Genomic DNA, 14,721 nt, shown 5'->3' with positions numbered 1-14,721 from the left:
AAAGAATATAGAAAAGCCTCTGGAGAAATATATCTCCAAAGGCTTTCAAAATCTAACTGAAAATTTTTATTTAAAATAAGAAGCATCCATAAGAACAAATTCCGGCTGGTCGGCCTTGCGTATCGAAAGCATTACCGGGTCCCATTGAGTAGGCCATCCTCCGAATATTGCTCCCAATCTTATTATCTTGATAGCATGAGCGCCTTTTGCCAGAGCGATGGATTTGTTGCTACGGGAGAAACGGCGGGCAGTGCCATTATTATCCTTCTCATTAGAGATTAAATATGTACCGTCGATCCAGAATTCACTATCTGTATTGAAATAATATATTCCATCCTCAGGGATATTGATATAGCCGGTCAGGATATGGGAATAGAAATCGTCGGCATATACTTCCACATAGTTTTTAACTCTGTATTTGGCATCCAGAGGTGTGGCTATCTGTTCGGTTTCAGCCGGTGTTTTACCATTCAGCTCAGCAACCGTTCTTGCGTATCCTTTGTAATATTCTGCTTTTAGCCCGGGTTTAGCATCTTTCTCCTTTTCTACCGCAGGGGCGTATGTCTGTTTTTCTATTGTAATAGTGCGTACAGGGCTCATTTTATCGGAAAGTAGTACCGAACGTATTTTCAGTGTCGTATTTTCAGTGAATGTCAACGGTTTTGTAAATACTTCCGATTTTAGTGTAGGTTCACTGCCGTCTGTCGTATAAACCATTCTGGCCGGTTCGGTTGTCTTGAAGTCAAGTGTTGCCTGATCTGTAAATGCTACGAAATTACACGAGAATGGCGCACTGACAGAGTCACCCCAGTATTTTATCGTATAAGGGCCTTTATCCTCCGGCATAGGTATGTAGTAATTGATTCCGTGCATATCGAGACGTACACGTTGGTTGTCGATACGTCGTTCAAAATCTTCATAGTTCTTATTTTCCTTTGCGGACCATGTCAATTCAGACAGGGCTATAGCGCGCGGATACATGTCGAGTTCCATCTCCTCACCGGTATAATTATATTCGTTCCACATATTCGCCTGAGCTCCAAGTATGTGATGTCTCTTGTCATCGGCAATTGATTCAGGAACGGGTTCGTAATTATATACCTTCTTCAAAGTCAGAAGTCCGCCTATAGTTACTGTCTGAAGATTAGCATCTCCTTGATATTTATCCACATACAGCCATGCTCCCGGGGTCATAATTACATCATGTCCCATATTTGCCGAAGCGATACCGCCTTCTTCTCCCCGCCAACTCATTACAGTTGCAGATGGAGCAAGTCCGCCTTCGAGTATCTCATCCCAGCCTATCATTTTTTTGTTGTGTTTCAACAGAACTTTTTCTATCCGCTGAACGAAGTAGCTTTGAAGCATCTCTTCCGCACTGTGTTCTTTATTGCCTTTCAATCCAAGTTCCCTGATACGGGCCTGGCACTTAGGGCATTTTTCCCAGCGTATTTTCGGACATTCATCGCCGCCGATATGGAAATATTCACTTTCGAACAAAGGAACTACTTCGGCAATCACATCTTCAAGAAACTGAAATACTGAATCGTTTCCTGCACAGAAAACATCATTTGCAACACCCCAGATGTTACGCACTTCGATTGGTTTTCCGGTGCATGATAATTCCGGATAAGCATGTAATGCCGCCACAGCATGACCGGGAAGTTCTATTTCGGGTATCACTTCTATAAACCGTTCTTTGGCATAGGCTACTACTTCTTTCACCTGTTCCTGCGTGTAGAAGAACGGTCCATAGGTATTTCCTTCACCTTCGGTACGGACAGATCCCATTTCAGTCAGTTTAGGGTATTTCTTTATCTCGATGCGCCAACCCTGGTCTTCTGTCAGATGCCAGTGGAATTTATTGATTTTAAACATAGCCAGTACATCCAGTTGCTTCTTGAGAAAGTCTACATCGACAAAGTGCCGGCATACATCGAGATGTTGACCTCGGTATTTGAAACGGGGTTCATCTTTCACTGTCACGGCCGGAATATTCCAGGCTATGTTTTTTACCAGAGTAGGGCTTTCTATTTCGGCCGGTAGCAATTGCATAACCGTTTGCATACTGTAGAATAATCCCTGAGGTGTTTTTGCCTGTATGTCTATGCCCTGATTAGTTATGTCTAATGTATATCCTTCGTCGTTGACATCCAGTTCAGGAGTGATACTCAGATCGATATAGCCGGAAGCCGGTTTATCTTTTACCGTTTTGATATCGTAGCCTGTCGAAGCCTTTATCTTTGCGGAAAAATAAGCAGCGACCTTATCTATATCTGCATTACCGGAGACGAAAACTATACTTTTTGAAAGTTTAAAAGTATCCTCCTTTTGTGTCAGTTCTAGCGGGATAGGAGTAATGTTTATACCTTGGTTGTAGGGTTTCTCCACAGTTGGTTCCGTTTCGCTGCACGATGTTATCAGCACCATAGCTGCCAGAGAAAACAAAGGAACGAGTTTTTTCATTAGCATAATGATTTAATTTTAATTAAAGGTTCTCTATAATACATACAAATATAAGCATCGTTTAGCTTAGTTGTATTTTAAAACTGTTAATTAACATTTGGAAAGTATACCGTCTCAAATGTTAAAACCTGAGAAGGCTACCTATACAGACTCTATAAAAGCTTCAGAAAAAGATACCAATTACCTCTTTAAAAAAGTAAAAAGCAAGAATGAAAGCTACAGCCAGTTTCATTACTGTTCCGGCCATAAATCCAATGAAGGCTCCAAATCCGGCTTTAAGAGCGGGTTTCGGTTCTTTGCCGTCTATCAGTTCTCCGATGAAAGCTCCTAGAAATGGGAAAAGGATGATACCGAAGGGTTGAAGAAAGAACAGACCGAAGATAATTCCTATTGCACTACCCCAAATACCTTTCTTTCCTCCGCCGAATTTCTGGGTACCCCATATAGGGATATAAAAATCCAGTATCTGTACAATGATGACAACAATGGCCCATATGATTAGAAACCGGGAGGAAAATTCAACCTTCGATGTGAGGTGTAACAGGAAAATACCTGCATAACTGAGCGGAATGCCCGGCAATACGGGTACGATACAGCCGATTATACCCGTGATAATGAGTATCGCGCCTATTATGGTAAGAATAATATCTATAGCCATCCGTTATATATTTCTACAAATATAGTAACTAAATGGATGCCTAATAGTCACCGGTTTTAAAATAAGTCCATCAGGTTATCCATATCTGCCCAGTACAGATGCGTGTAACCTGCGATGACATTCTTATAGCGCAATAGTTTGGTATCTGTGGGTTGCCCTTTGGCTGTGTATTGTTGTACAACGCTTTGTTGTTCGCTTTTTATGGAAGAATAGTGGAATTCGTGTCCTTTGAGTAATACGCCGTTATATTCGAATTGCCTGTAACCCAGTTTGAGCCTCATATTCTCCATTGTGGCTTTTTGGTCGAAAATATTTACCATCGCGTATTCAGTACCGTCTTCATCGGAAATGGATGATGAAAGGTACATCATGCCACCACATTCGGCGAGTGCTTTACCTCCGGCTTCAACGTAATGGCAGATACTGTCCTGCATCGTCCGGTTATTATTTAATTCGCTAAGATATAACTCCGGGTATCCTCCGGGCAGATAGACAAAATCAGATTCAGGCAGATGCTTGTCGTGCAGCGGGCTGAAATAAGACACAGCGCCTATCCTTTTCAGGTATTCCATATTTTCATGATACATGAAGTTAAAAGCCGCATCACGGGCTACGCTTATCCTTAACCCCTGTAAGGGTACGTTAATTTCTTTTATTACTCCTGCATCCGATTCTCTTTTTGCTGTAACGGACAGTAGCCTGTCTATGTCTATATGTTTTTCTATCAGGGCAGCAGCCTTGTCGGCGAAATCATCGAAGCGGTATTGTTCGTCGATATTCAATCCCAAATGGCGGGACGGTATTTCTATATCAGTATTTTTAGGCAGATAGCCCAATGGCTCAAGTCCTGCATCGTGGCAGGCATCTTTTAAGAAATTGTAGTGGCTTTCGGAAGCTACAAAATTGAATATGACGCCTGTAATATTTATCTTATCGGAGAAATTCTTGAAGCCATAGAGCAGGGCCGCTGCCGAATAGGCCATCGATTTTGCATTCAGGACTAATATGACAGGTATATCCAGTTTCTCTGCTATTTGCGCGCTGCTTCCATTCATGCGGTCGTATCCATCGAATAGCCCCATGACACCTTCGGTGATACAGACATCTTTATCCGACGAATATTTATTATACAAATACTTTATATGGCTTTCCGACGATAAGAACAGGTCGAGATTGACAGATTCCTTTCCTGCCGCCAGGACGTGATATTTCGTATCTATATAATCCGGCCCGCATTTAAAGGGTTGTATGTTCAGCCCTCTGTTCCGGAGTGCTCTTAATAAACCTAAAGTAACTGTAGTTTTACCGGAGCCGGAAGCTATCGCCGAGATAAGGAAATTGGATGTATATGTCATGATTCTTCTTTTTCTTCAGCAAAAGTATAAAATATGGGATATGAAACCCGTATCGGTGTATAGAAAATAATATACTTGCAAATTATTTCCTTAAATACTTTTTTCTGATATTTAAAAAAATTAACTTTGCTGCCGCTAAGGTGATGTAAACAGACATCCGTCTTTTACATAAAAAGGGAATCCGGTTAAATTCCGGAACAGTGCCCGCTACTGTAAGCTCTATTCAGTTAACAGTTAACAGTCATCAGTTAACAATGTTTCTGAAAAAAGTCTTTGAACAAGACCAAATACCACTGATTGAAAGTTATCATGCATCAGTCAACTGTTATCAATTCTTTGTTGACTGTTAACTGCTCACTGTTAACTGAATGTCGGGAAGGCCGTTCAGAGATGGAGTAAGTCAGGAAACCTGCCTAGCATACAATAAATTAAATATTCTCGGGGCCAAGAATATAATTACTAACATTATACTTCGCATTTTAATGAGAAAAAAAGTATTGGTTACAGCCATCCTGTGCTGTATTGTAAGCATGGCATTTGCCCAAATGACCTTAAAGGGAAAAGTCGTGGATGAAAATGAGAACCCTGTTGCGGGTGCCAGTGTATGGATCGAATACACCACACTGGGAACTTCGACGGACGAGAACGGAGAGTTTAGTTTGCAGAGAGTACCCGAAGGAAAACACACTTTAAGAGCATCTGCTCTCGACTACAATGGAGATAAGATTGATGTTGCTTCATCCCGGGGTGATATCTTATTTATCTTAAGGAAATCACCTCTAAAGTTAAATGAAGTAGTAATTACAGGTACAGGTACGCACAACAGACTAAAGAATACCCCTGTAGCAATGGATATGATTACCAAAAAGGAACTGGAGAATATCAATATTCCCACATTCGATAATGCCATGATGGCTGTCAGCCCGTCATTTTCTTTCATGACCACGGCTATGGGTTCTTATATGCAGATGAACGGATTAAGTAATCGTTATATACTTGTATTGGTAGATGGGAAAAAGCTTGCAGGAGATGTGTCGGGTAATACAGACCTGTCGCGGATAAACATGAAGAATGTAAAGCGTATAGAGGTGCTTAAAGGTGCGGCATCGGCATTATACGGATCGGAAGCAATGGGAGGAGTTATTAATATTATTACTGAAAATCCTAAAGAGTCAGTATTTATCACATCCGATACCCGTTATGCCGGATATGGACAATTTTCACAGGCTATAAACGCTGATGTAAATTACAAATGGTTTTCATCTTCAACATCCTTTCAGCGTAACCAGAGCGATGGCTGGCAGTTAAACACGCAGGAGACATCGGGTGATAAGCTGATAGATACAGATAAAATGGCCGTGAATACAAATTATTCTGATGTGGTGAGCCAGAAATTCACTGTGAGGCCGAATAAATCCCTAAGCATATACGCAGAAGGAAGCCTCTATGACAAGAAGCTGAAAAGGCCTGTATCGTCATATGCGTATGATATGAAATATGAAGATTATAATATAAGTGCGGGAGCAAGGTATCTCCTTAAAGATCTGGCTGTAATCACACTGGATTTATATACCGACAATTTTGAATATTACCGTGAATATATCAAGGATGATGGTAATTATAAAAACGGGGATGAATCGAAGGAAAGAAGACAGAAATATTATGACGCTAACCTGAAAGGCATATTCAGCTTAGGTAAATACAATCGCCTTTCGGTAGGAACGCAATATCAGTTGGATTATATTGAAAGTCAGTCGGATACAAAAGATGGTTCGAGAGATGTATATACATATTCGGTATATGCGCAGGATGAGATAAAGCTGCTGGATAGCAGGCTGCAATTCGTGCCCGGCTTCCGCTATGTTTATAATGAAGCATTTGGAAATAGGTTTACGCCGAAGTTGTCGGGAATGTATTCACTCGATCATTTCAATTTCAGGGCGTCTTATTCGGCCGGATTCCGCGCTCCGGATATGAAAGAATTATATACAAGAACCATAACGCGTTCTACACTAAGTCTTGGTAATTCCGGTCTGAAGCCGGAATCATCCAATTATTACTCATTGAATACCGAATATCACAACGATTTTCTGACAGTCTCTGTTACAGGATATATCAATCGGATAAAGAATATTATCCAGACAAGGGATGTTACCGAAACGATAACCCAAGATGAAAAGAATGAAGGGATAAAGAAAAAACAGGAATACACCAATTCATCCAGAGCCCGTGTAAACGGATTCGAAACCTCCGTGAATTCATACCTTGGTGCGGGACTCAGTATAGGGCTGGGTTATAGTTATGTAAATTCCAAGGATTACGATACAGGTAAGCCGTTGGTGCGTTCCAGCAAGCATATCGGTACAGGAAATGTAAACTGGAATAAAAAATGGTGGATTGTAGATTCGAACATAAACTTTAACGGACGGATACAAAGCAGCCGTTATATGGGAGATAAAGATCCCGCGCGCGCATATAATCAATGGAACGTGGCGACCCGCCATCGTTTGAAGAATTTCAACGGTTTTGTTGTAGAACCGGGCTTCGGTATCGAAAATATTTTTGATTTCGTGGACGACAAGCCTTTCGGGGCAAATTACGCTACACTGTCCCCCGGACGGGTCTTTTATGTGAGTTTGTCTCTAAAGTTCAGTAAATAATCTGGATATATGAAAAATATTTTAGCAACTATACTATTATATATTGCAGTATTACCGGTTCTTGCCCACGGAGGCGGAAATTATGAACACTCCGATTTCTTCAAGACGATGAAGCCGGGAGATAAGGCTGCTATTCTGATGGTGCATTTTGGAACTACACATGCCGATACCCGTGAACTGACCATAGATGCACTGAATGATAAAGTGAGGAAAGAATTTCCTGAAGTGGAACTGCGTGAAGCTTATACCTCGCGCATAATTATCAAACGCTTAGGCGAACGGGGTATAAACAAACAGAATCCGTTAGAGGCTTTGAAACAATTACATTCAGATGGATATACTCATATTTTGATACAGGCATCTACGATTATCGACGGAGTGGAAATGGAGTCACTGGACAAGAATGTGGCCGAAATAGAACCCTTATTTAAAGATATACGCGTAGGTAATCCCTTGCTTTATACCCCTGAGGATTATGAAAAGGTGACAGAAATACTGACAGACGATACTGACGGTAAGATAGCTTATGTCTGGGTAGGACACGGAACATACGATGCAACTACGGCTCAATATGCAATGCTTGATTACATGCTGAAAGCCAAGGGTCATAAAAATCATTTTGTAGGTACGATAGAAGGGTATCCCGCTTTCGAAGACATGCTGGCGCAGCTGAAAGCTTCGGGGCTCAAGAAAGTTGTGCTGACTCCTCTTATGTTTGTGGCTGGTGAACATGCAAAAAATGATATTGCCGAAGACTGGAAGAATGATTTGGAAGAAGAAGGATTCACTGTGGAACTACAGTTGAAAGGCTTGGGGGAAAATCCAGCGATACAGGACTTGTATATTTCCCATCTCAAATTTAAAACCGGTCACCGTAAAATCGGGATAATGAAGAAAAAAGCCATCTATGAAGTTACGGGGGAAGTAATGCATTAATAAAAGACAAAAAACAAATGAAAAAATATCTATATATAATCATCGGTACCATGATGATAGGCAATGTATTTGCCCAAAATAAAACTATGACAGACACGATCTTCTCTATTCGGGAAGTAGAAGTTGTGGGTACTAATCTGAAAAAGAACGAAGTAGGCAAACTCAACGTACCTCTCCAATATTTGCCGCTTTCTGTAACTACAGTATTGGCAAATACCCTGGATATGAGAGGTATCGTGAATATGCAGGATGCTGTAAAGTTCTTGCCTAACACCCGTATGCGTACTACCTATGGTGCATATCAGCAATTTGAAGTTCGGGGATTCGACTATACACCGATTATGATAGATGGAGTGAGGGACGAGCGTACTTCTATTACTAATTCTGCTCCCTTACCCGATTTGTCTTCGGTAGAGTCTATCGAATTGCTCAAAGGTCCGGCTTCTGTTCTGTACGGCCATTCTACAGTCGGTGGTGTTCTGAACGTAATCAGAAAAGCACCGACATCAAAGAATACATTGAATGCCCTGATGAGTTATGGGTCATGGGATAATAAGAGGGCTATGATTGATTTTGGAGGAAAATTTTTCGGGCCGTTCAATTACAGGGCTGTCGTTAACTGGTCGGATAACGAAGGTTACAGATATACCAACGACAAACGTTTCTCCGGCTATTTCGCTTTGGGCGGACAATTGGATGCTAAGCAGGAACTGGATATACGGGCCGGTTTTAACCGTGACTGGTATGGAACGGAGATTGGCCTGCCCCAGTTTATGGCGAATGATATTTATAATGCTGATGGTAGTAAATATTTGTCGAAAGGGGATATGCTTCCCGGTCTGAACAGGCGGTGGAGGTACAACAATGAATCTGATTTCATGATAAATAACGGCTCGAATATCTCTGTCCGCTATAGTAATAAGGTATCGGAATCATTGAAGATTGAAAACAGACTGGCCTATAATTACGATAATATAGACTACTTCAGTACCGAAACTTTGACATATCGTGAAAGTGGAGAGGATAAGCCTATATACGATCATCATTATATAAGAAAGAGTAAAGACGGATTACGTGACTCTACAGTCTATATTCAACTTGATACGGTACAGCTCACATATCCATTACGTTTTGCTTATACAGTGCATGTGATAAACGAACAGCTTGAGGCATCGGGGAAAATTGAGTTTGACAACGGTATGAAATATAATTATTTGGGAGGATACAATTTCGTTTATTTTCATCGCAATACTTATCGTGGTTATGGAGGTACAAATCCTCAAACAAACAAGACTTATCAACTTTCTGATTTAATTGACGGGCCCGGCCTGAACTCTAAAGTCCCTGTTTATAATCCTCACAGTATGGGATATATGGACCCTCATTTTAGTGCAGGAACCGCGACACGTAATATTACAAATGGTGTTTATCTTCAGAACTTACTGGAACTCTCGAATCAGTTTAAAGTGATGGTTTCCGGCCGTTTCGATCATTTTTTGTTTAAAACAGCCACAGCCACAATAAATCCAATATCTAAAGAACGGAAATATTCAGATCAACCTGAATTCGACAAAACTACAACTTCCGCTTTTACATACAGGCTTGGCGCGGTTTATTTACCTGCTACAAATCTTTCTGTATATGGATCTTTTGCCAATTTCTTTATGCCGTACCGGGATATAGTAAGTTCTAACATTATCTATATCAATGCCGAAGGTAACAGGTTCGAACCCAAAGACGGAGATCAGGTATTCAAGCCTCAGACGGGATATCAGGGGGAAATCGGTGTACGATATTCTCTCAATAACATCTTACAGGCGACAGCAAGCGCATTCTATATCCGCAAAAACAATGAGAAGAAAACGTTGAAGACAGGAGTGGTCGAAGACGGAGTAACAAAAAGTGTAGTAGGCGTTGTAGGATCATCGGAATCGAAAGGCCTTGAGTTGGAACTGACCCTTACCCCTGTAGATAATACAGCCCTGTCTTTCGGTTATGGTTATACCGATGCTGCAATCCGTGATATAAAGAAGAATGAATACATGGAAGAAGAGGTGCAAAAAGGAATGCGTTTGGCTGGAATCCCCAAAAATACATTTTTTGCGGCGGGAAACTACCGGATATCTAAGGGGGTGTTCAGCAATCTGGGTTTCAATCTGACAGTTTCATACACGGATAATGTATACAGGACAGTCGACAAAGGTGTCGTATATCCCGCATATTGGCTGACCGACCTGGGTGTTTCATATAAGCTGAAAAATGGAATACAGCTAAGGGCGAATGTCAATAATGTATTTGATGAGAAATATTATAATCAGTCATTGGGTACACAGATGGTGCCGAGCATGCCTCGCAACTACCTGTTTACTCTGGCATACAGCCTGTAGAATATGCTGAAAAATATACTATATTCTATTCACAGGATACTGGGGACACTCCTCAGTATCCTGTTCCTCGTTTGGTTCCTGTCCGGATTTGTAATGATATACCATACATTTCCAAAAGCGACCGAGCGGGATAAAAACAAGCATATGTATCCATTGCAGGGAGATATGCCGGCCCTTGATTCCGTACTGGCTAATAATATCCCGAAGGGTGAGGAAATATCCGCACTTTCGCTGAAATCCTATGCCGGAACTTCTTTTTTTGAAGTAAAAACATCCGATAGTATTTACCGGATTCCCGCAAGTCCGGACATGGAATTGAAAACCCCGCCGGATTATCCGGAGATAAAGGCCTATGCCCAACGTTGGTGTCAGGCGGAAATTGTCAGGGTAGATACTTTGCGGGAATTGGAGCAATGGATTCCTTTCGGGCCCTTACGAAAAGATTTTCCTATCTATAAATTCTACTTCGGAGATGAAGGGAAGTCGCAGTTATATGTTTCGTCCGTATCGGGAGACGCCTTGCAGTTTACAGACAAAGACAGCCGCTTCTGGGCATGGCTGGGCGCGATACCCCATTGGGTATATTTTACATCGCTCCGTCAGAATTCGCAGCAATGGATGGATGTTGTCATATGGCTTTCGGGAATAGGTTCCGTTATGTGTATTGCCGGGCTGATACTGGGCATCCGTTCGTATATAAAAGAATATCGCCGGAAGAAAAAGATGAAGAGCCCTTATCGGAAGTTTGCATATAAATGGCATCATATATTGGGCTTCATGTTCGGTATATTTGTTTTTACCTTCGTTTTCAGCGGCATGATGTCTCTGGCCAAAGTGCCCGGATGGATGGTAAAAGTACATGATCCATCGGCTGAGAAAAGGCTGTATTCAAAACAAAAAATAGAGTCCGATACTTATACCTTGGATTACAGGCGTCTTTATGAGAAATATCACGGCCAGATAAAATCCATAGAATGGAGTTCTTTCGGCCAAAAGCCAATATACAAGGCTGTAATAGATGACCGTTTGCATACAATCGATGCTTCCGGTACATCTGTGCTTGCCATGCAGCTGGACGAAGCAGCTATTAAGAGCCGTATCTCATTGCTTCATAAAGAACCGGCGGTTATATCCTTAATGGACGAATACGACAACTATTATGTAGGATTGACAGATCACCTGCCTCTCCCTGTATATAAAGTACAGGTCGAAGATGCCGACAACAGTACATATTACATTAACCCGAAGAATGGGAATACACGTTATTTTAATAATAATACCAAAGTAAGACGCTGGTCTTATCAGGCTTTACATAGTTTTAAATTTAAATTTCTGGCAGAACGCCCTGTCCTTTGGAACATAGTGATGTGGACAACTATGATTGGTGGAACATTGGTTTCCCTGACGGGAGTGTGGTTAGGATTCAGGTATATAAAGAGGAAAATAAAGAGATTAAAAAAGTATATTTGTTCAAAGAAAAAAAACAATACGAATATATGTCAGTAGGAAGAATTATTGTTGCGGGGATAGGCCCGGGTTCGCAGGAGGATATTACTCCTGCCGTACTGGATGCGCTGAAGATATCGGACGTAGTTGTAGGTTATAAATATTATTTCCGGTTTGTAGAAGATATTCTCCGTCCCGGGACGCTTTGTATCGACACGGGAATGAAGAAAGAACGGGAACGGGCAGAAGAAGCTTTCCGCCATGCCGAAGAAGGGCGTACCGTTTGTGTTATCAGTTCGGGCGATTCCGGAATTTACGGAATGGCTCCTCTGGTGTACGAAATGAAAAAGGAAAAGCAAAGCGATATAGCCGTCGATGTCTTGCCGGGTATCAGTGCTTTCCAGAAAGCGGCGGCATTATTAGGGGCACCAGTCGGACACGATTTCTGTATTATTTCCTTATCTGATCTGATGACACCATGGGACAGGATAGAAAAGCGCATTATAGCCGCGGCCTCCGCCGATTTTGTAACGGCAGTTTATAATCCGAGGAGCAATGGCCGTTACTGGCAACTATACAGGTTGATAGAAATTTTTCTCCAGGAACGATCACCCGAAACCCCGGTCGGCTATGTACGTCAGGCGGGACGGGAGGAACAGGAGGTGGTCGTAACCACTTTGGGAGAGCTCGACCCCGAGGAAATAGATATGTTTACCATAATTATTATCGGGAATTCCCAGTCTTATATTTTCGACAATCAGAACATTGTAACACCGAGAGGATATTATCGGGAGTCTAAAACAGATGATGTCGGTATCGGGCAAGATATAATGATCCGCAGTTTCAGAACCATAGAAAGCGAACTGAAAAAGAAGGATATTCCTTTGGATAAGAAATGGGCTTTGCTGCATGCGATACATACGACTGCCGATTTCGATATGGAGAATATACTATATACGGATGAAGGGGCTGTTGAGAAACTCCATAATCAATTTATATCGGGAAAGGTAAAAACGATTGTTACGGATGTGACTATGGTTGCCTCGGGCATCCGCAAAGGAGCATTGGAGCGTCTTGGCGTTGAGGTGAAATGTTATCTGCATGATGAGCGTGTTGCGCAACTGGCAAAAGATAAGGAGATTACCCGCACTCAGGCAGGTATCCGTCTGGCGGCGGAAGAACATCCCGATGCCTTGTATGTGTTTGGTAATGCCCCTACGGCATTGATGGAATTGTGCGAACTCATACGCAAGAAGAAAACGCATCCGGCAGGTATTATCGCTGCTCCGGTCGGCTTCGTAAATGTCAGGGAATCCAAGCATATGACCAAACCCTTTAAAGATGTGCCTAAACTGATCGTTGAAGGACGTAAAGGTGGAAGTAATCTGGCGGCGACACTGGTTAATTCCATTCTTACCTTCGATGATGCGGAGCAATTGAAACCGGGCAGGGATGTTTAACTAGATCCCCTAATCCTCCGGAGGGGGACTTGCAAATAGGGTAATAGATAATACATTAATTAGAAAATATGACGAATGAAATTCTATGTTATAGGTATTGACGATAACCAGTCTCAACATTTCTCTCCTGAAATAACAGATGTGATTAACTCGCATACTGTTTTTTCGGGTGGAATACGCCATCACGAAATAGTGAGGCCTTTCCTTCCGGAAGATTATTCGTGGATAGAGATAACTGTTCCCCTGAACAAGATTTTCGGGCAATACCGGACTTATGATGAAATCGTGGTGTTTGCTTCGGGAGATCCTCTTTTTTATGGTTTTGCCAACACCATTCGGCGGGAGTTACCGGAGGCTGAAATACTGTTGTATCCATACTTCAATTCCTTGCAATTACTGGCTCACCGCCTGTTGATGCCATATCACGATATGCATATCGTTTCGCTTACCGGACGCCCGTGGCTTCGTTTCGATGAGGCGTTAATCTGCGGATATAATAAGATAGGGGTGCTTACCGACAATAAGGAACATACACCTGCGGCTATCGCCGAACGAATGCTGTATTATGGGTATGATAATTACAAGATGTATATAGGTGAATTGTTGGGGAATAAAGAAAAGGAGAATGTAACTGCATTGGAATTATCCGATGTTACGGGAAAAACATTCTCGTTTCCCAATAATCTTATTTTGCAAAAGACATATGAACGTCCACGTCCTTTCGGCATCCCTGAAAGCGAGTTCGATTTGCTGAATGGCAGGGCTAAGATGATAACAAAAATGCCGGTGCGCCTGCTTTCTTTAAGTTTACTGGATTTGAGAAACAAGTCGGTATTCTGGGATATCGGTTTCTGTACAGGTTCGGTATCTATTGAAGCAAAGATGCAGTTTCCTCATTTAGGGGTTTTCTCTTTCGAAAAACGGGAAGAAGGACAAGAACTTATGGAAAATAACTCCCGGAAATTCGGTACGCCGGGCATAAATACCATCATAGGTGATTTTGTGGAAACGGATATTTCTGACTTTCCCCGTCCCGATGCTGTTTTTATCGGCGGGCATGGCGGACGCATGAAGGATATAATGTCGAAAGTATTTTCGGTATTAGTCCCGGGAGGAACAATAGTATTCAATTCTGTATCAGCCGAAAGCAAAGAAATGTTTCTGGCAGCGGCAAAGGATAATGATTTGGTAATAAAGGAAAGCATCACTGTTGCTGTGGATGATTTTAATGCTATTGAAGTGATGAAAGCACAAGCTCCCTAAATTGGCTCCGCCGAACGTTGTTTCCCCAAGGGGGACTTACAGAGAGGGTATATGAAATTAAAAATTAAGAATGAAATTAATAATTGCGCA

At 41.9% G+C, this 14,721-nt stretch carries 9 protein-coding genes and 1 riboswitch; of the genes, 6 read left to right on the top strand and 3 right to left on the bottom strand.

The genetic code is table 11. The features are described from left to right. Window positions 1-66: 66 nt before the first annotated feature. The 3 genes from ACFO6W_RS25120 to ACFO6W_RS25110 form a co-directional block, all read right to left on the bottom strand. Window positions 67-2,466, bottom strand: a complete 2,400-nt coding sequence (locus tag ACFO6W_RS25120; protein ID WP_380001707.1) for a family 20 glycosylhydrolase — start codon at window positions 2,464-2,466, stop codon at window positions 67-69. A gap of 163 nt (window positions 2,467-2,629) precedes the next feature. Further along, window positions 2,630-3,124, bottom strand: a complete 495-nt coding sequence (locus ACFO6W_RS25115; RefSeq protein WP_380001705.1) for a DUF456 domain-containing protein — start codon at window positions 3,122-3,124, stop codon at window positions 2,630-2,632. 56 nt (window positions 3,125-3,180) lie between these two features. Continuing rightward, complete coding sequence (locus ACFO6W_RS25110; RefSeq protein ID WP_380001703.1) at window positions 3,181-4,479, bottom strand: cobyrinate a,c-diamide synthase; 1,299 nt, start codon at window positions 4,477-4,479, stop codon at window positions 3,181-3,183. Window positions 4,480-4,600: 121 nt separating this feature from the next. Continuing rightward, a riboswitch (cobalamin riboswitch) is annotated at window positions 4,601-4,910 on the top strand. Window positions 4,911-4,961: 51 nt separating this feature from the next. Between ACFO6W_RS25110 and ACFO6W_RS25105 the strand changes: the two genes are divergently transcribed. From ACFO6W_RS25105 to cbiE, 6 genes are all read left to right on the top strand, one after another. Beyond that, on the top strand, window positions 4,962-7,139 hold the full coding sequence (locus tag ACFO6W_RS25105; RefSeq protein ID WP_380001701.1) for a TonB-dependent receptor: 2,178 nt from the start codon (window positions 4,962-4,964) through the stop codon (window positions 7,137-7,139). A gap of 9 nt (window positions 7,140-7,148) precedes the next feature. Further along, window positions 7,149-8,075 (top strand): sirohydrochlorin cobaltochelatase, encoded by a 927-nt coding sequence (locus ACFO6W_RS25100; protein WP_380001699.1) that lies wholly within the window; start codon window positions 7,149-7,151, stop codon window positions 8,073-8,075. 17 nt (window positions 8,076-8,092) lie between these two features. Continuing rightward, complete coding sequence (locus ACFO6W_RS25095) at window positions 8,093-10,462, top strand: TonB-dependent receptor (protein ID WP_380001697.1); 2,370 nt, start codon at window positions 8,093-8,095, stop codon at window positions 10,460-10,462. A 3-nt stretch (window positions 10,463-10,465) separates the two neighbouring features. Beyond that, window positions 10,466-11,968 carry a PepSY domain-containing protein gene (locus ACFO6W_RS25090; RefSeq protein ID WP_380001695.1) on the top strand — a complete coding sequence of 501 codons (1,503 nt, stop codon included), beginning with the start codon at window positions 10,466-10,468 and terminating at the stop codon, window positions 11,966-11,968. Further along, on the top strand, window positions 11,959-13,368 hold the full coding sequence (cobJ, locus tag ACFO6W_RS25085; protein WP_296938455.1) for a precorrin-3B C(17)-methyltransferase: 1,410 nt from the start codon (window positions 11,959-11,961) through the stop codon (window positions 13,366-13,368). Before ACFO6W_RS25090 ends, cobJ begins: the two co-directional genes overlap by 10 nt. A gap of 75 nt (window positions 13,369-13,443) precedes the next feature. After that, a complete protein-coding gene (gene cbiE / locus ACFO6W_RS25080) occupies window positions 13,444-14,631 on the top strand; it encodes a precorrin-6y C5,15-methyltransferase (decarboxylating) subunit CbiE (protein ID WP_380001693.1) in 1,188 nt (395 codons plus the stop codon). The last annotated feature ends 90 nt before the right edge of the window (window positions 14,632-14,721 follow it).

This window comes from Dysgonomonas termitidis, assembly GCF_042654545.1.
Taxonomy (GTDB): domain Bacteria; phylum Bacteroidota; class Bacteroidia; order Bacteroidales; family Dysgonomonadaceae; genus Dysgonomonas; species Dysgonomonas termitidis.
The sequence above is the reverse complement of the archived record's forward strand: the minus strand, read 5'-3'. Positions and strand labels throughout refer to the sequence as shown.